Origin of the sequence: Rhizobium sp. SYY.PMSO, assembly GCF_046840415.1 — a bacterium.
Lineage (GTDB): Bacteria > Pseudomonadota > Alphaproteobacteria > Rhizobiales > Rhizobiaceae > Rhizobium.
The window spans coordinates 488,796-512,052 of sequence record NZ_CP177351.1 but is presented as its reverse complement, the minus strand read 5'-3'; the positions used below and the strand labels follow the sequence as shown (position 1 = coordinate 512,052).

25 protein-coding genes are annotated in these 23,257 nt (G+C 61.5%); 15 read left to right on the top strand and 10 right to left on the bottom strand.

Annotation, left to right across the window (positions count from 1 at the left end):
- Positions 1-56: 56 nt before the first annotated feature.
- From ACJJVH_RS29090 to ACJJVH_RS29075, 4 genes are all read right to left on the bottom strand, one after another.
- Entirely contained in the window at positions 57-1,223 is a 1,167-nt protein-coding gene (locus ACJJVH_RS29090) for an SAM-dependent methyltransferase (protein ID WP_412066845.1), read from the bottom strand.
- A 114-nt stretch (positions 1,224-1,337) separates the two neighbouring features.
- On the bottom strand, positions 1,338-1,670 hold the full coding sequence (gene nirD, locus ACJJVH_RS29085) for a nitrite reductase small subunit NirD (RefSeq protein ID WP_112803526.1): 333 nt from the start codon (positions 1,668-1,670) through the stop codon (positions 1,338-1,340).
- Between the two features lie 11 nt (positions 1,671-1,681).
- Positions 1,682-4,132: a nitrite reductase large subunit NirB gene (gene nirB, locus ACJJVH_RS29080; protein WP_113405845.1), complete on the bottom strand. Its 2,451-nt coding sequence runs from the start codon at positions 4,130-4,132 to the stop codon at positions 1,682-1,684.
- Between the two features lie 17 nt (positions 4,133-4,149).
- A complete protein-coding gene (locus ACJJVH_RS29075; RefSeq protein WP_412066844.1) occupies positions 4,150-5,412 on the bottom strand; it encodes an MFS transporter in 1,263 nt (420 codons plus the stop codon).
- Between ACJJVH_RS29075 and ACJJVH_RS29070 the strand changes: the two genes are divergently transcribed.
- A complete protein-coding gene (locus tag ACJJVH_RS29070; protein WP_412066974.1) occupies positions 5,345-5,521 on the top strand; it encodes a hypothetical protein in 177 nt (58 codons plus the stop codon). The two genes, ACJJVH_RS29075 and ACJJVH_RS29070, sit on opposite strands and share 68 nt — an antisense overlap.
- A 209-nt stretch (positions 5,522-5,730) precedes the next feature.
- Here ACJJVH_RS29070 and ACJJVH_RS29065 read toward each other — a convergent pair whose 3' ends face one another.
- The 6 genes from ACJJVH_RS29065 to ACJJVH_RS29040 form a co-directional block, all read right to left on the bottom strand.
- Positions 5,731-6,945 (bottom strand): CmpA/NrtA family ABC transporter substrate-binding protein, encoded by a 1,215-nt coding sequence (locus tag ACJJVH_RS29065; protein WP_412066843.1) that lies wholly within the window; start codon positions 6,943-6,945, stop codon positions 5,731-5,733.
- Positions 6,942-7,544, bottom strand: a complete 603-nt coding sequence (locus ACJJVH_RS29060; RefSeq protein WP_113358400.1) for an ANTAR domain-containing response regulator — start codon at positions 7,542-7,544, stop codon at positions 6,942-6,944. The genes ACJJVH_RS29065 and ACJJVH_RS29060 overlap by 4 nt, the downstream gene beginning before the upstream one ends.
- Positions 7,545-7,744: 200 nt before the next feature.
- Complete coding sequence (locus tag ACJJVH_RS29055; protein ID WP_112803410.1) at positions 7,745-8,152, bottom strand: PAS domain-containing protein; 408 nt, start codon at positions 8,150-8,152, stop codon at positions 7,745-7,747.
- Between the two features lie 66 nt (positions 8,153-8,218).
- The gene (locus tag ACJJVH_RS29050; RefSeq protein WP_162704078.1) at positions 8,219-8,464 is read right to left on the bottom strand and encodes a hypothetical protein; all 246 of its coding nucleotides are present in this window, start codon (positions 8,462-8,464) and stop codon (positions 8,219-8,221) included.
- Positions 8,465-8,601: 137 nt separating this feature from the next.
- Complete coding sequence (locus ACJJVH_RS29045) at positions 8,602-9,177, bottom strand: peroxidase-related enzyme (protein ID WP_112803414.1); 576 nt, start codon at positions 9,175-9,177, stop codon at positions 8,602-8,604.
- Positions 9,174-9,656, bottom strand: a complete 483-nt coding sequence (locus tag ACJJVH_RS29040; protein ID WP_113358403.1) for a hypothetical protein — start codon at positions 9,654-9,656, stop codon at positions 9,174-9,176. Before ACJJVH_RS29040 ends, ACJJVH_RS29045 begins: the two co-directional genes overlap by 4 nt.
- A 162-nt stretch (positions 9,657-9,818) precedes the next feature.
- Here ACJJVH_RS29040 and ACJJVH_RS29035 point away from each other — a divergent pair, with 162 nt between their 5' ends.
- The 14 genes from ACJJVH_RS29035 to ACJJVH_RS28970 all read left to right on the top strand — a co-directional run bounded on the left by ACJJVH_RS29035 (position 9,819) and on the right by ACJJVH_RS28970 (position 23,101).
- Positions 9,819-10,817 carry a LysR family transcriptional regulator gene (locus ACJJVH_RS29035; protein ID WP_412066842.1) on the top strand — a complete coding sequence of 333 codons (999 nt, stop codon included), beginning with the start codon at positions 9,819-9,821 and terminating at the stop codon, positions 10,815-10,817.
- Positions 10,814-12,289, top strand: a complete 1,476-nt coding sequence (locus ACJJVH_RS29030) for an NAD(P)-binding domain-containing protein (protein ID WP_412066841.1) — start codon at positions 10,814-10,816, stop codon at positions 12,287-12,289. Before ACJJVH_RS29035 ends, ACJJVH_RS29030 begins: the two co-directional genes overlap by 4 nt.
- 8 nt (positions 12,290-12,297) lie before the next feature.
- Positions 12,298-13,038 (top strand): amino acid ABC transporter ATP-binding protein, encoded by a 741-nt coding sequence (locus ACJJVH_RS29025; protein WP_412066840.1) that lies wholly within the window; start codon positions 12,298-12,300, stop codon positions 13,036-13,038.
- Between the two features lie 16 nt (positions 13,039-13,054).
- Positions 13,055-13,879, top strand: a complete 825-nt coding sequence (locus ACJJVH_RS29020; protein ID WP_412066839.1) for an amino acid ABC transporter substrate-binding protein — start codon at positions 13,055-13,057, stop codon at positions 13,877-13,879.
- A 50-nt stretch (positions 13,880-13,929) separates the two neighbouring features.
- On the top strand, positions 13,930-14,637 hold the full coding sequence (locus tag ACJJVH_RS29015) for an amino acid ABC transporter permease (RefSeq protein ID WP_412066838.1): 708 nt from the start codon (positions 13,930-13,932) through the stop codon (positions 14,635-14,637).
- Positions 14,638-14,657: 20 nt separating this feature from the next.
- A complete protein-coding gene (locus tag ACJJVH_RS29010) occupies positions 14,658-15,350 on the top strand; it encodes an amino acid ABC transporter permease (protein WP_412066837.1) in 693 nt (230 codons plus the stop codon).
- A 99-nt stretch (positions 15,351-15,449) separates the two neighbouring features.
- On the top strand, positions 15,450-16,217 hold the full coding sequence (locus ACJJVH_RS29005) for a hypothetical protein (RefSeq protein WP_412066836.1): 768 nt from the start codon (positions 15,450-15,452) through the stop codon (positions 16,215-16,217).
- Between the two features lie 185 nt (positions 16,218-16,402).
- Positions 16,403-16,852 carry a DUF805 domain-containing protein gene (locus ACJJVH_RS29000; RefSeq protein WP_112803431.1) on the top strand — a complete coding sequence of 150 codons (450 nt, stop codon included), beginning with the start codon at positions 16,403-16,405 and terminating at the stop codon, positions 16,850-16,852.
- 3 nt (positions 16,853-16,855) lie between these two features.
- A complete protein-coding gene (locus ACJJVH_RS28995; protein ID WP_412066835.1) occupies positions 16,856-17,584 on the top strand; it encodes a hypothetical protein in 729 nt (242 codons plus the stop codon).
- The gene (locus ACJJVH_RS28990) at positions 17,577-18,851 is read left to right on the top strand and encodes a DUF4350 domain-containing protein (RefSeq protein WP_412066834.1); all 1,275 of its coding nucleotides are present in this window, start codon (positions 17,577-17,579) and stop codon (positions 18,849-18,851) included. Before ACJJVH_RS28995 ends, ACJJVH_RS28990 begins: the two co-directional genes overlap by 8 nt.
- Positions 18,838-19,794: an AAA family ATPase gene (locus ACJJVH_RS28985; RefSeq protein WP_112803437.1), complete on the top strand. Its 957-nt coding sequence runs from the start codon at positions 18,838-18,840 to the stop codon at positions 19,792-19,794. Before ACJJVH_RS28990 ends, ACJJVH_RS28985 begins: the two co-directional genes overlap by 14 nt.
- Positions 19,795-21,114 carry a DUF58 domain-containing protein gene (locus ACJJVH_RS28980; protein WP_412066833.1) on the top strand — a complete coding sequence of 440 codons (1,320 nt, stop codon included), beginning with the start codon at positions 19,795-19,797 and terminating at the stop codon, positions 21,112-21,114.
- Entirely contained in the window at positions 21,111-22,190 is a 1,080-nt protein-coding gene (locus ACJJVH_RS28975; RefSeq protein WP_412066832.1) for a stage II sporulation protein M, read from the top strand. Before ACJJVH_RS28980 ends, ACJJVH_RS28975 begins: the two co-directional genes overlap by 4 nt.
- Positions 22,187-23,101, top strand: coding sequence for an RDD family protein (locus ACJJVH_RS28970; RefSeq protein ID WP_113358411.1), 915 nt, complete (start codon positions 22,187-22,189; stop codon positions 23,099-23,101). The genes ACJJVH_RS28975 and ACJJVH_RS28970 overlap by 4 nt, the downstream gene beginning before the upstream one ends.
- The last annotated feature ends 156 nt before the right edge of the window (positions 23,102-23,257 follow it).

Sequence of the window (23,257 nt, the reverse complement as noted above, 5' to 3'; positions counted from 1 at the left end):
CAGGGGCAGGCTGCCGGCGAAATCGCTTTCGAACGCAAATGTCGCAAGGCTGTCCTTCACGGCTGCCTCCGGATCGGACGGCGACCGATGGCTCCGGGCAGCCTGCCGCGGCGCGATTGTCCGGTGGCAAAGCGGGCGGATCGGGTGCGGCCGCGAAGCACCGGCAAATCGTCAAACCGCGCGGTCATGGCGCCGGTCGCGGCGATGCCGGGGATGATATCGACCCGGATATCCCTGCTCTCAAGCTGCCCGATCTCCTTGCTGGCCCGGCCGAGTGTCGTGGGGTCGCCGGCCTTGAGCCGCACCACGCGCTTGCCGGCTTTCGCCAGTGCCACCATCATCTCGGCAACGCCTTCCTGCCGGCAAGTCTCACCGTCACCGCTGCCGCCGACCACGATGCGCCTGGCCTCGCGGCGGGCGAGTTCCAACACTTCGCCGGAAACGAGATCATCGAAGAGGATGACGTCGGCCGCCTGCAGCGCACGCATGGCCTTCAGCGTCAGCAGCTCGGCATCGCCGGGACCGGCGCCGACGAGAGTCACGCGACCACGTTGCGAAGACGATTGCCCGCGAAGTCTTTCTGCTTCGTTCAGAAGCAGCCTGCCGGTGCCCTCCTCCGGCCCGCCCGAGCCGGCAAATACGCGATCGACAAAGTGTTCCCAGAACGCCCGGCGTTGCGGGCCCGGCGACAGCCGCTCGTTGATCTTTTCCCGCAGCGACCGGGCAAGCTCCGCCCAGTTTTTCAGCGAAGCCGGTAGCAGCGCCTCGATGCGCCGGCGTATCGCCTGTGCAAGGATCGGAGCGGCGCCATCGGTCGATATCGCTACGACGACCGGCGAACGGTTGACGATCGAGCCGAACTGGAACTGGCAGAAATCAGGCTTGTCGATGACATTCGCCGGCACGCCGGCCATATGCGCGGCTTCGAAGAATGCGCGTGCCTCCTCATCCCTGTCGAAGTCGGCAACGGCAAGCGTGGCACCGGAAAAACTTTCAAGGCTCCACGGCTCGCGATGGCGGACAAAGCAGCCATGACGATGCCCTGCCCCGCGCTCAATCAATGTCTCGAAAGTGCCGGAAAGCCCGTCTGCATGCACATGCACTTCGGCGCCGCAGGCGGCGAGAAGCTCGGCCTTCCAGGCGGACGCGTCCGAGCCGCCGACGACGATCACCCGTTTGCCCTCCAGCGCCCAGAAGACGGGAAGCTTGGCAAGCGGCGCCATGCGGGCGCACGCTTCATTGGTCGGCGCAGGCAAGATAGCCGGCGATGACCGCCCTGCCCCCGGTGCAACTGGAGAGGCAGCAGTCGCCGCCGCATTTTCGGTTTCGGACGCCATCTATTCGGCCGCCGCCATCATCATGGTTTCAAGGGCAATGAAGAGCTTTCCATCCTCGTTCCTGATGCAGAGGGTGCGCACCTCGCCTTCGTCGGCACCGAGCGCCTTGCCGGTTTCGAGCGATATCACCCAGTTGTGCAGCGGGCAGGTCACGGCTTTTCCATGAACGATGCCCTGAGAAAGCGGGCCGTTCCCGTGCGGGCAATGGTCGTCGATGGCGAAAACCTCGTTCTCGGCGGTGCGGAAAACGGCGATCTTGCCATGCGGCGTCTTCACGCAACGCGCGCCTCGCAATGGGATATCGGAAACGTCACCGATCGGGTGCCAGTTCATCTTGTCCTCCATCATTCGGCCGCCTGCGGATAGCCGATCGTCGCCATCGGCCGGAATTCGTGCTTGTCCTTGCCGGAGACGCGCTCCGACCACGGATCGACCTGGGCGAATGTCTGAGAGAAGACGAAGCGCTCGTAATAGGCTCTTCGTTTTTCGGCGTCGTCCATGATCTGTCGGCGGATCTCGTCGAGGCCGATGCGCTTGGCCCATTTGTAGATGCGTTCGAGATAGCGCCCCTGCTCGCGATACATCTGCGTCAGCGCCACGATATGTTCGAGCGCCTCATCCTCGGTCCTGACGAGGCCGAGAACTTCGGTGCCCTTGATGTCGAGGCCGGCGGCGCCCGCGAAGTGGATCTCGAAACCCGAGTCCACGCAGATGACGCCGATGTCCTTGCACGTTGCCTCCGCGCAATTGCGCGGACATCCCGAGACCGCCATCTTCAGCTTGGCCGGCGTCCAGGAACCCCACATGAATTTCTCGATGCGGATGCCGAGCCCGGTCGAATCCTGCGTCCCGAACCGGCACCAGTCGGAACCGACGCAGGTTTTCACGGTACGCAGTCCTTTGGCATAGGCCTGGCCGGAGACGAAGCCGGCCTTGCCGAGATCGGCCCACACCGCCGGCAGGTCTTCCTTCTCGACGCCGAGGAGGTCGATGCGCTGGCCGCCCGTCACCTTCACCATCGGGATTGCAAACTTGTCGACCACGTCGGCGATGGCGCGCAGCTCCTTCGAGCTGGTGACGCCGCCCCACATGCGCGGCACGACCGAATAGCTGCCGTCCTTCTGGATATTGGCGTGGACGCGCTCGTTGATGAAGCGCGATTGATAGTCGTCGGCATATTCGTCCGGCCAGTCGCAGACGAGATAATAGTTGAGTGCCGGCCGGCATTTGGCGCAGCCGCACGAGGTCTTCCATTCCAGTTCCTGCATGACGGCCGGAATGGTCTTCAGTTTCCTGGCCTTGATGAGACGGCGCACATCGTCATGGCCAAGCTCGGTGCAGGAGCACATGGGCTGCACGGCTTTCGGATTGTAGGCATCTCCGAGCGTCATGCTCATCAGCTTCTCGACGAGGCCGGTGCAGGTTCCGCAGGAGGCGGAGGCCTTGGTATGGGCGCGCACGTCATCGAGCGTCGTCAGGCCCTTCTCCAGGATCGTCGAGGTGATTTTACCCTTGCAGACGCCGTTGCAGCCGCAGATTTCCGCATCATCAGGCAAGGCTGCAATGGCTGCCATGGGATCCAGCGGAGAGCCACCCTGGTAGGCCTGGCCAAAGATCAGCGTGTCGCGCATGCCGGAAACGTCGACGGCCTTTTTCTTCAGGTCGTTGAACCAGGCGCCGTCGGAGGTCTCGCCGTAAAGCACGGTGCCGATGATGCGGTTGTCCTTCAGCACGAGCCGCTTGTAAACGCCGGCGGCGGCATCGCGCAGCACGATTTCCTGCCGGTCGTCTCCATCGGCGAAATCGCCGAGCGAATAAAGGTCGATGCCTGTGACCTTCAGCTTGGTCGGCGTGTCGGAATGCGCGAAGGCGGGGGTGGTATCGCCGGCCAGATGCGAAGCGGCGACACGGGCCATTTCATAGAGCGGTGCAACGAGGCCGTAGACCATGCCGCCCACTTCGGCGCATTCGCCGAGCGCCAGAATATCGCCGTCCGAGGTCTGCATGCCGGCGTCGACGACGATGCCGCGATTGACCGCAAGGCCGGCCTCCTTCGCAAGGCTCGCGTTCGGGCGAATGCCGACCGCCATGACGACGAGCGTGGCGGGAATGACGCGGCCGTCGTCCAGTTCGACACCCTCGACCTTGCCGTCCCCGACGATCGCCCTGGTATTGGCCTTGCAGACGACCTTGATGCCGCGCTTCTCGACCGCTCTTTGCAGCAGGTAGCCGGCGGCAGGATCGAGCTGGCGCTCCATCAGGGTCGGCATGACATGCAGCACCGTCACGTCCATGCCACGCTGGGCGAGCCCGGCCGCCGCCTCCAGGCCGAGCAGGCCGCCGCCGATGACAATCGCCTTCTCGCGCGACTGCGCGGCAAGCAGCATGGCATTCACGTCATCGAGATCGCGATAGGTGATGACGCCGCGCAGATCCTTGCCCGGCACCGGAATGATGAACGGCACCGAGCCCGTGGCGATGACCAGCTTGTCATAGCTTTCCGTGACGCCGTGATCGGAGGTCACTGTCTTGGCGGCACGATCGATCGCGACGATCCTGTGCCCCTTGTAGAGGACGATGCCGTGCTTGATGTACCATCCATCGCCGTGGATGATGATCTCCTCATAGTCTTTTTCGCCTGACAGCACCGGCGACAGCATGATGCGATCGTAGTTGACGCGCGGCTCGGCATTGAAGATCGTCACCTGGTATCGACCGGGTGCCTGTTCGAAGAGGTGTTCCAGCATGCGCCCGGGCGCCATGCCGTTGCCGATGATGACAAGTTTCTCGGTCATGGTTTCAAATCCTCCAATCAGACAGCGGCAGCGGTTCGGGCGGAAGGTGCCCGACGATCGATCTGCCTGACCGACAGGTGCATCCAGGCGAGGGAGATCGCGACGATCGCAAAGAGCAGCATGAAACAGCTCGACCACAGGCCGGTCATGTCCTTGAGAAGGCCGAAGGCGATGGGCAGGACGAAACCGCCCAGACCGCCCATCATTCCGACGATGCCGCCGACGGCGCCGATGCTGTCCGGATAATAGGCGGGGATATGCTTGTAGACGGCCGCCTTGCCGAGCGCCATGAAGAAGCCAAGCACGAAAATGACGATGATGAAGACGGCCGGCGTGATGCCCAACGCCTGGTCGCTCCCTGCCGGCGGCAGCGACAGAATGAGGGTGGCGACGGCCGAGACCCCAAACATGGCATACATGACGCCGCGCGCACCCTTCCTGTCCGACAGCACGCCGCCGAAGATACGGAAGAGACTGCCCGGGATGGAGTAGGCGGCGGCAACCATGCCGGCGACCTCGAGATTGAAGCCATAGACGCCGACCAGGTAGCGGGGAAGCCAGAGGGAGAGTGCGACGAAACCGCCGAAGGCGAAGAAGTAATAGAGCGAAAAGCGCCAGACCTGGACATTCTTCAACGGCGTAAACTCCTGCCGGAGGCTCATGGGTGCCGAACTCGTGCCGCGGCGGGCGCGGAATGCCGGGTCGTCGCTGGTGGTGAACCAATAGACGATGGCCATGACGGCAAGGACCGCCGCCCAGATTTCCGCCACCGCCTGCCAGCCCCATGCGACGAGCACGAAGGGCGCAGCGAACTTCGTAACGGCCGCGCCGACATTGCCGGCACCGAAAATGCCGAGCGCCGTTCCCTGTTTTTCGGGCGGAAAGAAGGGGGAAACATAGGCAACGCCGACGGCAAAGGAGCCGCCTGCAAGGCCGACGCCGAGGCCTGCGATCAGCATCTGCGCATAGGTATGGGCGTAGGACAGAAGAAAGGTCGCAATCGCCGCCCCCAGCATCGTCAGCGTGTAGACCAGGCGGCCGCCGTAACGGCCGGTCCACACGCCAAGAAGGACGCGAGCCAGCGACCCGCTCAGGACAGGAATACCGACCAGCAAACCGAATTGCGCCTCGCTGAGGCCGAGTTCCTGCTTGATGCGAATGCCGATGATCGCAAAGATCGTCCAGACGGCAAAGCACAGCGTGAAGGCAATCGTGGACACCCACAGGGCTCTGGCCGGTTCGCCGGCAGACATGGGCTGTGATTTTTCAGAAAAAGACATGGCTTCTCCGTGGCTCGACAAGGTCGCGCCGATCAATCGCTGGGTTAAAAACAAAAAAGCCGCCAGTCAGGAACGCGCGCATCGTAAGTGCACGAAATATCCTGAATAGCGGCTTTGCTCGGGAGCGCCCGTCGTTGGACGCGAATATCTTGGCCTCGTGGCCTGCTCATAGCAAAGCAAGGCGCGTGCCAGATTTTTCAACCCATTGTTTTTAAAGTATTATCTATATCATGCATCGATTAGCGCGCGCCTGTCCTGCCCGCGGTGCTATCGCTATGCCGCCAAATTTTGTGCAATGCGCACAAAATAAGCGCCCAGTTATCGGCCGATCTGGCCGGCAATATAGCCATCCACGTCGTCCGGATCGAAGAGGCTGCCGTCGAAGAAGCCGTCCGGCCCCAGGGTCAGCGCACCGGTGGAGCCAACCGGCGTTTCGATGCGCAACGCGCCCTCCACCTTGGCGCTTGCCGACGGCATGGCGATTCCCAGAGCCCTGAGCGCTTCGCGGTAGATATCGGGCCGGTAGGTATTGCCGGCAATCCGCTGATGGCCCTCGTCGTGCTCGACATGTCCCCAGCGGACCATCTGCGTGTAAAACCACAGGGCATGGCTCTTCCAGGGAAAGGTCGCGGCTTTTGCATTCGGCACGAAGAAATCCGTAACCTCCCGGGTCTCGCTCTCCCCGATCCGCAACAAGCCCGACAGCGCCGGTTGCAGCCATTGCGGCGGGCAATTGATATAGGCCGGCCCGGAAAGCATCGCGGCGAGCTCTTCACGGTTGCGCGGCTCTCCGCACCAGCGCGAAGCCTTGTAGAGCGCTCTCAGCAGCGAAGCGAGCGCTTCGGGATGGCTGCCGGCCCACCGGCTGTTCGCGCCGAGCACCTTTTCCGGGCTCGATTTCCAGATCGCCGCCTTGACCGTTGCCAGATGCGCATGTCGTTCGAGGACGCCGAACGTGTTCCAGGGCTCGCCGGCGCAGTAGCCGTCGATGGCGCCTTCCTGCAGCGCATCTCCCATATCGGGAGGCGGCAGGACGACGATCTCGATGTCGCGGTCCGGATCGATGCCGCTTGCCGAAAGCCAGTACCGCAACTCGTAATTGTGTCCGGAATAGGGATGAACGACACCGAAGCGCAGCCGCTCGCCGCCGCGACGGGAAATAGCCTGCCGCAGGGCTGCGCCATTGGCGAGCGCATCGAGATCGCCGCCCGCTCCATGCTCGGCCATGAGCCGCCAAACGCGGTCGGAGACGGTGACGGCATTGCCGCCGAGCCCGAGCGCCATGGGGACGATCATCGGCGGTGCGGGTGCCGTCAGGCCCAGATTGCAGGCAATCGGCATCGGCGCGAGGATATGGGCAACTTCGAAATGACCGACGGCAAGCCTGTCCCTGATCGACGCCCAGGACCGCTCGCGCACCAGCGTCAGCTCGACATTCTCTTCTTCGGCAAAGCCTTTTTCCCTGGCCGCCACGAGAAGCGCGCTGTCGAGCAGGGGCACGAAGCCGGCGGTGATTTCGTACCTGTCCTTCATAGGTCTGCCCCCGGATCGAGCAGGCTCGCGGCCGTAATCAGGCTCTGAGCGATCTCGACGATTTTCCTGTTCTGGTTCATGGCTGTCCGTCGCAGCAGCGCATAGGCAGCCTCTTCCGACAAGCCGCGTGTGCGCATCAGCAGCCCCTTGGCGCGATCGATGAGCTTGCGGTTTTCCAGCTCTCCCCGCGTCTCTTCCAGCTCCCGGCTCAGCCGGGCAAACGCGTTGAAGCGGCTGATCGCCATCTTGAGGATCGGCCGCACGCGCTCCTGCTTCAACCCGTCGACGATATAGGCCGAAACACCTGCCTCGACGGCCGCTTCGATGGATGCCTCGTCCGACCTGTCGACGAACATGGCGATCGGCCGCTTCACGGCGCGAGATATCTGGAAGAAGCTTTCGAGCATATCCCGGTTCGGGTTTTCCAGATCGATGACGATGACGTCGGGATTGATATCGGTGATGCGGCGGGCAAGACCGTGCATGTCGTCGACGATCGTGACCCTCTCGTAGCCCGCTTCGCGCAATCCCTGCTCGATGATGGACGCGCGAATGCGGTTCTCATCGATGACCAGGACGTTGAGACTGCTTGGCTTCATGGGATCGTCGCTGCGAATTCTGGAACAATCGGGCCAATATCGGCAGGCAAGGCCTGCCCCGTCGTTCGCACATGCTCGAAGCAGCCGTTGAAATCAAGCAATATCTGCGAGTGTCGATATCCGGTTCAACTTTCGTACGTGTTTGTTCCGCTTTGGGGGCAATTGAAGGAGCCGATCCGGGCTTCGAACGCGGCGCATATCTAATGCCGATTTTGCCCTTCGCGCTCCGCCCCGGCCGCCGGCACGACGACGCCGGAATATAATGTGGGATTGTCTACACCGTTTCGAAACGCCCTGCCAAAAGCTGCGACCCAACGATAAACCCCATGGGCATCGCGGACACGGTATGTCGATTGCTGGGGAACTTCCGCGACGATCGTATTGTGAATGGCCTTCGCCAAGTGTGAGCGGTCTTCGGGATGAACACGGGCGAGATATGTTTCAAGGGGCAGGCCATGCACGGTTTTTGCCGGATCAAGCCCAAATAGATGGGCCAGGGCGGGATCAGCAAAGACCAGATTCTTTTCGATGTCCCATGTGTAGATCCCGGCCTCCGGCGCGACTGGATCCAATATTTCCGCTACGAAGAGCGGTCGCGTCTGCTTCAATAAACGTCTCCCCACCGACGTACATCGAGAATCAGTTTATATCAATAAAAGCGGGGGCATGCGAGTTCAGCGGGGTTGCCGGTCGAAAATGATCCGTAATTCCGCGAGGATCGTCGCAACATCGGTGTTGACCGCAACCAGCTCCGCGATCCGTCTTTCCGGGGAAGCCACTCCTTGAGCATTCGAGCCCAATCGATCGAGATGCCGGTGCAAAACCGTGATCGGAGGTTGCGGCGATATCGGGCCGGGCGTTGTCTCGATCTCGCTCGCGAATTGCGCCAACATGGCGAGTGCCGAATTGTCGTGGGACATTTGCCATCTCGCGAAGTAAAAGACCGGCGAGTTATAGGAATTGACGAATTTCGGCGCCACCTATTCCTGATTGCATTTTCTCAAGCAGGCCGGTATCGGCCACCACGCCCGGTGGCTGTGTCCGGAATGACGGCTCCTCACGCTTTGACAGGCTCGCCGAGGGTATGCATCAATCGGTTGGCCCAGCCGAAAATCGCGGCCGAGAATACGAGGTCGAGCTGCTGCAGTTCATCCAGCCCGACATCGCCAAGGGCCTGCGCGTCAGCCTCCGTCGCCTCGGAGGGAGTGGACGACAACCTGGCCGAGAAGTCGAAGATCGCCTGCAGATGCTCCTCGAGCTCCGCCTCGACTCCGTCGGCAAAGATCGCATCGATGACGTCGTTTCGCTTCGTATGGCTGATGAACCGCGAGGCGTGCACCGCCGCGCAATAGACGCAACGATTGACGACGGATGCCGCCGTGGCGCCCAGTTCGCGCTCGCCCGGAGCCAGTCCATCCTTGCCGTACATGATGCCGTTGAACAGCGGCGAGCGGACAGCGAGCGACTCGGGATCGTGAGCCAGCGTCAGCACATAGGGCGAGATGCCCTTGTTCGACGGCGTCACCTGCATGGCGCTACGCTGTTCCTCGGTCGCGGTTTCGAGATCGACGGGAACGACATATGGCTGCCAGCGCGGGATCGTGGTCGTGAAGATATGGACAACCTCGCTCATTTTATTCCTCCGATGAGCTTCATGCCGGCGATAACGCGCACCTGGTAATTGACGAAGGCCGCAAGCTCCGAAAGCCGGACGATATCGGCATCAGCGACGCCGGCCGCCCTCAAGGATTCGATATTTGCGCGGGTCGCCTCGCGCGGCGCGAGGGTCAGCATATCGGCATGGCGAACCATCTCGGCGATGCGCGTGTCTGAAACGCTGGTCCCGGGGATGGAAAGCGGCGCCATTTCGGGCTCCGCCGCCCGATCAACGAGCGCGTCATAATGAGCGGCAAGTTCCTCGTTGCCGTTGTGGCGAGCCATCCGGGCGGCAAGCGCGGCCCTGAGCCCGTGCGACAATCCGCCGGGATCGCGCGCCAGCAGCACGGCATCGTGCGCGGCCTGACTGAGACGCAGGATTTCTGCGCGCTTCGCCATTGCATCGGCGAGTGCGGAACCCGGCTTGGCGGAGACGAGGGTTTCGATGATCTTCAAAACAGGCTCCCTGGGTCATCGAGCAGACGTGCGATCTAGGTAGGCGCGACTTTCCATCATGTCAATCAAGAATGATTGAGCGCAGTTGATGCGAAAAAATTATCTATTTCCAATCGCCAATTGAGAAAGTCCATGCTTTACTGACATCAAGAGGAGTGTTTGATGTCCATTATGCATTCTAATTCTTTTGATATCCGACAGCTTGAAGCGTTCGCAGCCGTCATGTCCGCCGGCAGCGTGACAGGCGCCGCCCGTCTGCTGGGACGATCTCAACCCGCCGTCACCCGGCTGATCCAGGATCTTGAGGCGGATATCGGCTACGCGCTGCTTCATCGAAGCGGGCCGCGCATCACGCCGACGGCGCGCGGACTGCTTTTCCACGCCGAGGTCGAGCGCCATCTTTCAAGTCTTGCTCATATTCGCGAGCGGGCGACGGCCATCGGGCTCGATGAGCCCGCATCATTGACCATCGCCGCCACGCCGTCGCTGGCAGCGGGCATTCTGCCAAAGGTCATCGCGGCCGTTGCGCCGGAGCTGGTTCCGCGCCATCTCCATGTCCAGGCGCTTGCTGCTGAAAACGTCGTGCAGGCGGTGCTGGCGCGCTCCGCAGACTTTGGCATATCGAGCCTTCCGCTGGAGCATCCCGGCCTCGACGTGCACTGGGTCGCCGACGCGCCATGCGTTCTTACCCTTTCCGCAGACGATCCGCTTGCGGGCAACGACATCGTTCGCCTTGCCGATCTCGCCGACCGCCGGATCATCACCCTGGCGAACCCGTATCGCCTCCGCCATCGCATCGACGAGGCGCTCGAAAGAGCCGGCATCGTTCCGCGACAGATGATCGACGTGAACGCATCGATCACCGCCCTCACCATGGTCCGCGCCGGACTGGGCGTAGCGATCGTCGAGCCCGCGACCGTCGTCGGCGTTCCGCTCGAAGGCACCGTGATGCGCATGCTCGATCACACCATCCCGTTCCTGTTCGGCGCGATATCGCCCGCGGCACTTCCAATGACTCCCACCGTCGCCGCGATGATCGACGCGGCCCGCGCCGTTGCTCTGGCGATGCCGGGCTGCCGCCTCCATGATTCCGGCGGCGTCGAGGCACTCGCCGACAGTGTTTACGGCCAAACGCCGCATAGCGAAGGAGTGCCGTCATGAGCGACCTGTCTGCCTTTCCGAAAGGGCTGGATGCTCTCGAAGCGCGCCTGCAACAGGATCTCGCCTGGCTGGAACTGCCCGCCAAATCCTGGGTGCCGCCTCGCGAGGCGGACGGCCAGCCGGTGATCGATGTCGTCATCATCGGCGGCGGCATGGCCGGGCTCGTCGCCTCGGGCATGCTGAAGCGGATGGGCGTCGCCAACCATGTCGTCCTCGACAAGGCGCCCGCCGGCCACGAGGGACCCTGGATTACGTTCGCCCGGATGCGCACCCTTCGCTCTCCCAAGCAATTGACCGGTCCGGCGATGGGCCTGCCCGCACTGACCTTCCGCGCCTACTACGAAGCCCGCTATGGACGTGCGGCATGGGAAGCGCTCGATCGCGCCCCGCGCGAGATCTGGATGGACTATCTGATCTGGTATCGCCGCGTGCTCGACCTTCCGGTGCGCAATGGCATCTCCGTGGATGCGATCGTGCCGCGCAAGGACGGCATGCTCGACCTGACGTGCAGGCAAAACGGCCGGGCTGAAAGGATGATCGCTCGGCATGTCGTGCTGGCCACCGGCCGCGACGGCCTCGGCGGCCCGTTCGTACCCTCCATCGCCGACCGGATCGATCGCAAGTTCTGGGCACACACCGCCGACGAGATCGACTTCGCCGCCCTTCGGGGAAAGCGCGTCGGCGTGGTCGGGGCCGGCGCTTCGGCGATGGACAATGCAGCCACCGCACTCGAAGGCGGCGCGGCGCGGCTCGACATGTTCGTGCGGCGCAAGGAGCTTCCCCGCATCAACAAATTCACCGGCATTGGCAGCCAGGGCGTCGTGCATGGATTTGCCGGTCTTCCCGACGAGTGGAAGTGGCGGTTCCTGAACTACGCCATGAGCCAGCAGACGCCGCCGCCACGGCCGAGCGTTCTTCGCGTCAGCGCGTTCCCGCAGGCGCATCTTCATCTCGAAAACCCCATCGCCGGGCTGGAGCAGATCGGCGATCACATCGAGGTGACGACGCCCAAGGGCCGCTATCCCGTCGATTTTCTGATCTTCGGCACCGGCTTCAAGATCGAGCTGGCCAACCGGCCGGAACTCGCGTCCGTGGCGCCGCATATCCGGCTGTGGCGTGATCGCTTCCCGGCTCCCGCCGGGATGGCGAATGCCGAGCTTGAAGGATCGCCCGACCTCGGCGGGGCGTTTGAATTTCTTGAGACCGAACCCGGCGCTTGCCCGGCCTTGTCCAAGATCCACTGCTTCAATTTCCCGGCAACGCTGAGCCACGGCAAGCTCACCGGCGACATTCCCGCAATCAGCGAAGGCGCCGACCGTCTCGCCCGCGGCATCGTCAGGTCGCTCTTCGTGGCCGACCGTGAGCAGCACTTCGAAAATCTGCAGGCTTTCGACACGCCCGAGCTGCTCGGCGACGAGTGGGCGGACAACGAGACCGAAACGCTTTCCGAACGACCCTCCGAAAGGACCTGAGACCCGAAATGCTTGAGCTCAAGAACCTAAAGCTGTCCTACGGAAGCACCCAGATCCTGAACGGCGTCGATCTGACGGTCAGGCGCGGCGATGTCGTCTCGATCATCGGCCCGAGCGGAACGGGCAAGACGACCCTGCTGAAATGCATCAACCACCTGGCCAAGCCGTCATCCGGCACCATCACATTCGATGAGATCCGGATGGACTATGGCAGGCCGGACAAGGCCGCGGTCCAGGCAATCCGGCTGCGCACGGCCATGGTCTTCCAGCAATTCAACGTCTTCAAGAACATGACGGTCATCCAGAATGTCATGGATCCGCTGGTGGTCGTGCAGGGCAAGTCGAAGGAGGAGGCTCGGTCGATCGCCGCCAGGGAGCTTGAGCGGGTCAGCCTTTCCGCCAAGGCGGACAACTATCCCTCGCAGCTCTCCGGCGGCCAGCTTCAGCGCACGGGGATCGCCCGCGCACTGGCCGTGAAGCCCGACGTGATGCTGTTTGACGAGCCGACGTCCTCGCTCGATCCGGAACTGGTCAACGAGGTTCTGAAGGTGATCAAGGACGTGACGTCCTCGGGGATTACATCTCTTCTCGTCACCCACGAGATGCAGTTCGCAAAGAATATCTCGAACCGCATCGTCTTCATGGACCGGGGCGTCGTCGCGGCGGATGGCAGCCCGGCCGAGATCTTCGACGCTCCGTCGAACCCGCGCCTCGCGCAGTTCCTCAATTCCGAACACTCTTTCCAATAACGACAGGATGCCTGACATGTCTTCCATCAAGTCTACTTCCCGCCGCGCCTTCGGCCTTGCCATGGCAGGCGTCGCCCTCGCCCTGGCGACCGCGGATGTCTCCCACGCCGGGGACGTCCGGACGATCAAAATAGCAACCGCGGCTGAATCCAAGCCTCTGTCATGGGGTGCGATCGGCGTCGAGCCGCAGGGCTATGAGCCCGATGTGCTGAAGGCGATCAACGCGAAGCTGCCGCAATACAAGTTCGTGATGGAAGGGGTCGCAGACATTGCCCAGGAAACCGGTCTGGCCACCGGCAAGTACGACATCGCGACGGGCGGCTACTATCGTGCGCCCGCCCGCGAAAAGCAGTTCCTCATTCCTGAAGCGCCGATCGGGGCAAGCCTGATCAAGATCTACAGCCGCAAGGACAGCGGCATCAACGAGATGAAGGATCTCGTCGGCAAGAAGATCGTGCCCGTTACGGCCGGCGGCGGCATCTACAAGTTCGCGACGGCGTGGCAGGAGCAGAACCCGAACGACAAGATCGAGATCACCGCATCGAGCGCCGGCGTTCCCTATCCAGACCGTCTGAAGGAAGTGCAGAACGGCAAGTACGACGCTCTCGTCCTGCCCTCCAATCTCGGCGAGCAGACCGTGATCGACCAGCAGAAGCTCGCCATCAAGACGAGCGAACCGGTCGCGATCAACCAGACCTACGTGCTGATCCATCGCTCGGAGGAGAACAAGGCTCTTTCCGACGGCATCGACAAGGCTCTGAAGGAGCTGAAGGCCGACGGCACCCTCGCCAAGCTTTCGCAGAAGTGGTTCGGCGAGGACATCACCGCATACATGAAATAATGCCACGAACCGACGATCAAGGCTGACATCGCAAGAAGGAGTGTTCCAGAGTGGACCTTTCCATAATGATCTCCGAGTTGCTCAAGGCATTGCCGCTGACGCTCGCGATCACCTTTACAGCCATGGTCGTCGGCTTCGCGCTGGCATTGATTGCGACGACGTTCCGGGTGCGAAGGATACCCGTCCTCAGCCAACTGGCCGATCTCTACGTCTCCTATGCCCGGAGCGTCCCCGTTGTCCTCCAGTTGTTCGTCGCCTTTTACGGGCTTCCCGTGCTCATGGGCGCGTTCGGCGTGGAGGACTTCGTGTCGCCGACAATCGCCGCCATGCTTGGTCTCAGCCTGTACCACGGAGGCTACCTCTCCGAGGTCCTGAGGCCGGCATACCTGGCGGTGGAGCGAGGGCAGCATGACGCCGCCGACAGTCTCGGATACAGTTTCCGCCAGAAGATCCTCCGCGTCGTCGGGCCACAGGCGGTGCATATCGCCCTGCCCGGTTATGGCAACTCGATAATCTACCTGATCCACAATATCGCGCTCGTCATGTACATCGGCGCGGCCGACGTGATGGCGACGGCCCATCTCGTCATGGAGAGGGACTACAACCAGTATCAGTTCGAGACCTACCTCGTGCTGGCGGTCATCTACTCGCTTCTATGCCTGGCCGCCTGGCTCATCGTCCGTTTCTTCGAAATGCGAAACGCAAGGTTTGGGCCCGACGCAGGGCCTGCCAAAGCCACGATGATGGCAAGCGTCTGATCGGTAACGGAGGTCATCCCATGTTCGATTCCGAAGTTCTTCTTCCCGATCTTTACGACATCCTCGGCGCCGTTCCCGCGACGCTTGCCATGGCGCTTGCGATCTTCGTCCTGTCGACGATCATCGGCAGCCTGTTTGCGATGGCGGAATATCGGCGGGTTCCGGTGGCGCGCGAACTCGTCGTCGCCTACAAAATCGTCTTCAAGGGCGTGCCGATGGTGATCGTCATCTTCCTCGCCTATTACGGCCTGCCTCCGGCGATCGCGTTCGTGAGCTCGCTCGCAGGTATCGACTACAATGGCCATTCGACGCCGAACGTGGTCACGCTCATCGTCGCCCTGACCCTGTGCGTTTCGGCATTCCAGGCGGAGGTGGTGAAGGGCGCCCTGAATTCCTTCGACGCCGGACAATCGGATGCGGCTTATTCGCTCGGTTACAAGCGCAGCCAGGTATTCCGCCGGGTCATGCTGCCTCAGGTCATCGTCGCCGCGATCCCCGATCTCGCCAATTCGATCATGGTGATCATGAAGGCGTTGTCGCTCGGCTTTGCTATCGAAGTCGTCGACATCTTCGCCCAGTCGCAACTGACCGCCGCCCTGAACTTCTATTATCTCGAGGCATTTCTGATCGCGGTCGTGGTCTATATGGCGATTGCATATATCGTGACCTTCGTCGCAGACCGGCTGGAGCGTGCGCTGAGGGTGTGGGCATGACGGCGGGCGGACGGAATGCGCCGCCGGCCTCGTCCCGAACCTCTTGAAGCGGCATAACGCCTGAATTTCATTTTGGCTGCCTTCATGTTACCAAGACGCATGACCCGCAAACCCTCGGAGCCGCCAACCGGAATTCAGCCCGACCACCCGCTGTTCGACATCATCGAAGACGCTTATCGTGTCTTTACCTGTCGCAAGCCGAAAAGCATCGAGGTTTGTCGGGGTTGCTGCATGGACGCCGGGATTGAGGCCGATTTCTTCAATCCCCCTATAAGGGAGCTTCCGCTTCACTACGTTCAGGATTGGTATTCCGCCGCTTATGATCCGAAGGGAATTGCGAAAGAGACCTGGGCATATCTCCTTCCGCGTATCCTGGAAATCCTGGCCTGCGGCGGGAACGTCAGCAATGTCGGAATAGAGGTTAGCCTGAACCGCTTTGATACCGGCAATCGTGAAAACTGGTCCATGGAAGAGTGGAGGATTCTCGATAGTTTTCAGCGCGAATACCTGAACCGGACCGTTAACCGGCAAGAGGACTTCCTCGACGAGGTCATCTGCATGTTCAGGCTCGGGGGCTGGGATCTCGAGGATTTATTCGCACAAGTCGCAGCTATCTCCGGTGCAAAGCTGGCGCAACGCTTGTGGCATGACTGGTGTAGCTGGCCGGCGCCGGGACGCGAGGGCATTTCGATCACGCCGTTCTGGAAAAGTCCCGACAATGTGGCCGCCTTTGAATTTTATACATCGCGAATGCTGTACGATAAAATGGCGGCGTTGGCGCTCGCCGACGATACGGATGCCGAACTGGCGGCAAAAGCATCCGCCGTGGCGGGCATCGTTGAGGCGAATGCCGCTTGGTCGCATTGAGATCGGCGCGCAGGCAGAGCGCGATGCAGATTTCTTTTAAATCGTACACTGTGGTCATTGCCGTGTTGCAATTCTAGCGATCAAATTGTAGCTGTTCTTCGTTGGAAATCACACTTGGTTCAAGACAACGTTGTGGGCATGCCTGGTCATGATGCGCCTCCCACACAAACGAAATGGGGCCCAAAATGGGATTTACAGAAGCTGTTCGAACCGTTCTGCAACAAAAATATGCTACATTTTCCGGTAGAGCCTCTCGCTCGGAATACTGGTGGTTTCAGCTTTTCTATATATTGCTGCTCCTGGCATATGGATTGATCGGCGGCTTTTTGGCTGGATTGCTGTCCGACAATCATGACGGACCTTCCGCCCTTGTGATCATCGTCGCAATTGTCGGCGGCATAATTGTGCTCGCATTGATTTTGCCGCAGATCGCCCTTCAGGTCCGTCGTTTCCACGATCGCAATATTTCCGGCTGGTGGTATCTTGGGCTTATCATCCTGAGCATGATTCCTTATCTCGGCATCATTCCGGCGATCGCCATTTTCGTCATCAACGTACTGCGCGGTACGGAAGGTCCGAACAAGTTCGGTGCGGATCCGTTGCGTCCCGACGCGAGAGCGGCGGTGTTTGCCTGACACATGGCTATCCGCGGCGTCGGCCTGTCGGCGGCCATATTCCTGGCCGCCGCGGCTCAGTTCCAGCCTGCGCAGGCACAAAACAACATGCAGCCGGCCAGTGCCGCCGGTGGTGAATATTCCGCACAATGTTTGCTGAACGGTCTGCGTTGCACGCTGATCTACAGCGACTCATCGGAAGCAGCCAAGCCGGCATCGAGCGCGACGACGCCGCAAACAAGGCCGGCCTTCATTCCCCGGGAGCCGATCGTATCCGGCCCTGCGGCTATCTTTGTCGTGCTCATCGGCCTTGTTGCTGCGATCGGGCTGTGGATGCGCTTCGGAAATGGCGGCATTTTGCTGTCGCAAGCGCCACGCGAGCTCAAGCGGCGGCAGGGAGAAGCGCCGGAGAGCTGGCGGACCTCCGCCGGCGAAATCGAGGAGCGGCCGAACGATTTCCTGCGGCGGATCGCCGCCATGGCGGATCGAAGGCAGGCACTCGTTCTGTTGCTCAGGCATTGCCTGCTTCACGCAGCGGACATCACGGGAACACGCCTTTTTCGCTCGGACACAGAGCGGGCGGTTCTGGCTCGCCTGCCCGAAAACATGCCGGACCGCGATCATCTGGAAAATCTGCTGACAGAAACCGAGCTCGTTCACTACGGCGGTCGTATTCTGGCGGAAAATCATTTCACGACCCTTCTCGCGACGGCGCGTGGCCTTCTTCTGAAGGGTAAAATCGCCGATGCGTAAATTTGGCCCGATCCTGTTTCTGGCATTGTTGCTCGGCCTTGCGGCATTGGCAGTCTTCGGCCTGTCGCGGGAGACGGACTATGATCGGTCGCCTCTCGGCAGCAAAGGGCTGGAGGTTTGGCTGCAAGCCAAAGGGATACCGGTCATTCGATCGGACGTGCATGCGACGCGCGCAAGTTCCGAGTTCTCGTTGCGCATCGTGCCCTTGCCGATAGCCCGAGCTGACGCCGCATCGGCACAGGACGACGGAAAAAAAGAAGCGGGACGCCTGGCCTCCTGGATCTATGAGGCCACCATCTACGAACTGCGGACGCTGATCATATTGCCGAAATGGCGCGGCAGCGTGCTGGACGATGGAATTGCCCGCGAATCCGGATTGGTGCCTTTTTCCGATATCAACAATGAGCTTAACAAGGCGGATCTGTCGAATCTGTATCTCACGCGGCTGGGTCCCGGGTTCGAGGAGGCGGAGCAAACCGTGCAGCCGGGCGATCCGCAAAAGATCAGGCTATATCGCGCCCAGGTCTTCGACCGCTCCACGATCCCGGACCGGTGCGAGGAGATTGCGGGCATCGATGCCGGCGCATTGCTCCTGCAATGCGAGGATGACCACATGGTCTATGTTTTGTCGGATCCGGATCTCATGAACAATCATGGGCTGGCATTGGGCGACAATGCCGCTTTTGCCCTGTCCCTGGTCAGGAAACTGCGCGGGGCAGACGCGACAAAGCCGGTCTACCTCGATACGAGCGGCAAACTGCTCGATGGCGAGGCGCCCGTAGACGAGGGCCGCACCTACGAGCGGTCCACCAGCGATCTGGCCCGCCTCTTTGCCTATCCGCTGTCGATCGTCTGGGGAGCGATCCTGCTTGTCACTGCCATGTGTTTCTGGCGCGGAGCCTATCGGTTCGGGCCGGCCCTGGCCGAGACCGCGGCCAATATCGAAATCTCGAAGACCGCGGCGATCGAAGCCACGGCGCGACTGCTGCGGCTATCCGGCAATGACGGGCGAATGGCCGCGCAATTCGTGCAGCATCTGCTTGCGGACAGGGCCGCTTTGCACTTTGGGCCCGGATCCCGAAATCAATCCGGCATCGATCGGATGTTTCGGCGCCTGGCCCTTCGCGACCGGGCATCGGCCGAGGCATTGCAATCGGCCGCCAAGGCGCTTGTCGAACGCGGCGATGTCATGACGAGGTCGGATCTGCATCGCAATCTCGAAACATTCAGGAAATTGCTAGGGAGCATTGAGCTTGGATCTAGGTGAATTTCGCAATCTCGTCGCCACGGTTCGTGGCGAAATTGCCAAGGCTGTACAAGGACAGGACGCACTTATAGATCTCGTCCTGATCTCGATTTTCGCGCGCGGCCATTGCCTTGTCGAAGGCCCCCCGGGCACGGCCAAGACCCTACTCGCCCGTTCCGTCTCCGCCGTGATGGATCTGGAATACCGGCGCATCCAATTCACGCCCGACCTGATGCCGGGCGATGTTCTCGGCATCAATCTCTTCAATTTCCAGACCAATCAGTTTCATTTGACCAAGGGGCCGGTCTTTACCGACGTCCTGCTCGCCGACGAGATCAACCGTGCGCCGCCGAAGACGCAATCGGCCTTGCTGCAGGCCATGAACGAGCGGATTGTCACGATCGACGGCACCGACTACTCGCTCGGGTCCGATTTCTTCGTGCTCGCCACGCAGAACCCTATCGAGCAGCAGGGCACCTACCCCCTGCCCGAAGCCCAGCTCGACCGCTTCCTCTTCAAGCTCGTCGTCGATTTTCCGGATCGCGCTACGGAAATCGCCATTCTGGCAAAACATGCGGGTCAGGCGCTGAGCATGGACGTGCGCAATGCCGGCATCCAGCCGCTTGTTTCGAGCGCCATACTCGCCGACGGACGGACGCTGATCGACGGCATCCATCTCGACAGCACCATCCTGACCTATGTCGTCGATCTCGTGCGCGCCACACGCTCCGACCCGGACATCCTGCACGGCGCATCGACGCGCGCCGCCGACGCGCTCGCATCGGCCGTCCGGGTCCGGGCCGCTTTCGAGGGCCGCGACTACGCTCTGCCCGACGATGTGCAGGCGCTGCTCGTGCCCGCCCTGCGCCACCGCATCGTTCTTTCGCCGGCAGCCGAAATCGACGGTCGCAACGCCGACGAGGTGCTTCGCAATATCAAGAACCGCGTGGATGCGCCCCGGTAAATGCGGCCATCACCCTACCTGATCGCTCTGGTGCTATTTTTGACTGCGGTGACGGTCGTCGCCGGCGTGTGGTGGCCCGACACCGGTTTCGTGCTGCTCTGCCTGTGGTTGGCGCTTGCAACGATAACCGTCTGCGATCTCGCGCTGTCAGCGCTGTCGAACCGGATGAGGATCGAGTTCGATCTGCCGCCGCAGGGCTTTGTCGGCCATGACGCGCAATTCACGATCGACATATCGCCGCGGAAAGGCTCGCTGCCCGCCGAAATCGAAACGCGCCTCGATCTCGCGCCCGAGCTCTTGGCCAGCGACGGCAAGCTGTCGCGCAGAACGGTGGGAGACGGTGCCGGACATATCAAGGCCTCCATGAGCCTTCGCCTGACGCGGCGCGGGCAATATGCGATCAACAATCTCTGGCTGAAGTGGTCGTCGCGACTGAAATTGCTCGATATTATCGTGCGTATGCCGGTCAAGCGAGACATCACCGTTCTTCCGGACATATCGCCGGTGCTCTCCGGTGCGATCAAGACGCAGATACTGCCGCTCGAGGCGGGCCAGAAGGACCTGCGGCTACGCGGTGAAGGATCGGAATTCCATCAGCTGCGCGAATTCGCAACCGGCATGGATCCGCGCAGCATGGATTGGAAACGCTCTGCCCGCATGCGCAGTCTCATTGTGCGCGAAATGAGGGCAGAGCGAAACCATCAGATCATTTTGTGCGTCGATTCCGGGCGGCTGATGGCGGAACAGCTTGCAGGGCTTCCCAAGCTCGATCGCGCCATCAATGCGGCTCTTGCGATGTGCTGGGCGGCCGGACTTGCTGGGGATGTGGTCGGCTTTTACAGCTTCGACAGCCGCCCCCGTCTTTTTGTGCCCGCCCTGCCCGGTCGCGCGGCCTTTCCGCGCCTGCAGACAGTGTGTGCGAAGCTCCGTTATGAAACCCAGGAAACCAACCATACGCTCGGGCTGACGCATCTGTCCGGCCGGCTGAGACGCCGCTCGCTGATCGTGATATTCTCCGATTTCGTCGACAGCATCACGGCAGAGCTGATGATCGAAAACATGCAGGTGCTCGCCCGGCACCATTTCATCGTCTACGTCGCTCTCCGCGACCCCGTGATCGAAAAATTCACCGAGCCCGAGGAAATGACCCTCGACACCGTCGCTCGCTCCGTCGCGGCTCGCCAGATCCTGCAGGAAAGGCGTACCGTGCTGGAAAAGCTGGCCCGCCTCGGCGTGCTTTGCCTCGACAGCACGCCCGAGGCTCTTACCTCGGACCTGGTTGCCCGCTATATCGAAATCAAATCCCGCGAGATGATATGACGGATATCAGCATCGATGACAGGATCGACATGGGCGCGGCGGCGGCCACCGGCGCGGCCCAGTCCGACATGCTTCGCTCGGCGCGATTTCGCGTGGAGCGGGAAACCCACTGGCGCGAGCTGGACCAACTGGTCGCACGGGCGGAGAAAGGCGGCGCGTCGGCCCTCAGCTATGATGAGATCCGCACTCTTACGGCAGGATACAGACAGGCGATGAATTCGCTGAGCGTGGCGCGCGACATTTCCCTCGACCGCGCGCTGATTGCCTATCTCGAAAGCCTGTGCGCGCGCGCCTATCTGGTGGTCTATGCACCGCAGGAAAGCCTCGGCGGCCTGGCGGCGCGCCTGCTGATCCGCGGCATTCCGCAGGCGGTGCGCCGATCGGCACTGCCTCTGTTCATCGGATTCCTGGCGCTCATCTTGGGGGCGGCGGCCGGATACAGGCTCTGCACGAACGACGCCAGCTGGTTCTACACCTTCGTGCCGCCGGAAATGGCGGATCAGCGCACGCCGGACGCCTCGGCCGACTATCTCCGATCCACGATCTATGGCGATGAACGACACGAAAGCGACGAGCTGGCTACTTTCTCGACCTTCCTCTTTTCGCACAATACGACGATCGTCGTTCTGATTTTCACGCTCGGCATCTTCGTGTCGGTGCCGAGCTTTGCGCTCACCTTCTATAACGGTCTGATCTTGGGGGCGTTCTTTGCGATGTTCCATCAGAAAGGGCTGGGATACGACGTATTTGCGTGGCTCTCGATCCACGGCGTGACCGAACTCGCAGCCATTTCCATCGCATGCGCCGGCGGTGCAAGGCTCGGGCTTGCCGTGCTTCTGCCGGGTGCACGCAGCCGCAGAGAAGCATTGCGGCATCAGGCGCATGACGCCATCAAGCTCGCCATCCTGGCGGCACTCATGCTGATCGTTGCAGCCTTCATCGAAGGATTTCTCCGCCAGCTCATACAGGATCCCACGTTGCGCCTGACGATCGGCTGGGGGATGGGTCTTTTCTGGACGGCCTGGCTGCTGCTCTCAGGCCGCGAGCGCAAACACCCGCGAGAGCCCGCACAATGAGCCAGGAGCTTCAAGGCGACAAGCGCTTGGAACAGTTCATCCCGCCCGAAGGCGTTCCGATCCACCTGGCCATTGCCTCGCTCGGAACGCGGCTTGGCGCGCAATGCCTGGACCTTCTGTTCACCTTCATCATCGTGTTCATCTGCGCCGTCGCGATCATCTTCGGCGGCTTCCTGTCGTCCGAAGCCGAGGTGATGCTGGTCATCCTGCTGGCATTCCTGTTTCGTACGCCCTACTACATTCTCTCCGAGCTCATCTGGAACGGCCGCACGCTTGGAAAGAGGATAACGGGCATTCGCGTCGTGAACGTAAACGGCCGCCGCCTCACCCCGCATCAGGTCACTGCGCGCAACTTGATGAAGGAGGTGGAGATCTTCACGCCGCTGGCCCTGATATTTTCCATCCGTTCGACGCACTTGCTGGAATCCGGTTTCACGATCCTCTGGATCGTCATCGTCACGATCGTGCCCTTGGCGAACCGGCGGCGGCAAAGGCTTGGCGACATCATTGCGGGAACTCTGGTCGTCGATAATCCGCGCTCCGTGCTGCTTGACGACCTTGCGATATCGAGCCCTTCCGCGCTGTCGTCCCTGTCGCCGCAGATAGGTTTCGATTTCCTGCCCGAGCATCTGGATGTCTATGGCAAGTACGAGCTGCAGACGTTGGAAGAGGTGCTGCGCGACCCGACGAAAAGCCCCGGCAACGAGGAGACGATCCAGATCGTCCGAACCATTGTCAGGAAGATCCGGTATCAGGATCCCGTGAAGCCCGGCCAGGAACTGCTGTTCCTGAGCGCCTTCTACCGTGCCCAGCGCGAGCATCTCGAAACGCTGAGGCTGTTCGGAACTCGTCGCGAAAACAAATTCCATAACGACGAAAAAGACCCCGGAAGCATCGGGCCTGCGGTCTAGAACCTTTCCGCTTTTCTTCTGCCCCATCGCCAGTTCGGAGCTGCGCAGCGTCAATGCGCGGATCGAAATCCTGCCGAGAGAAGCGCCGAAGGCGCGCGGCCTGCTTGAAGGTGACGAAAGAGGCTGAGATCCGGTGGCCTGCAGAGCGGATTGATA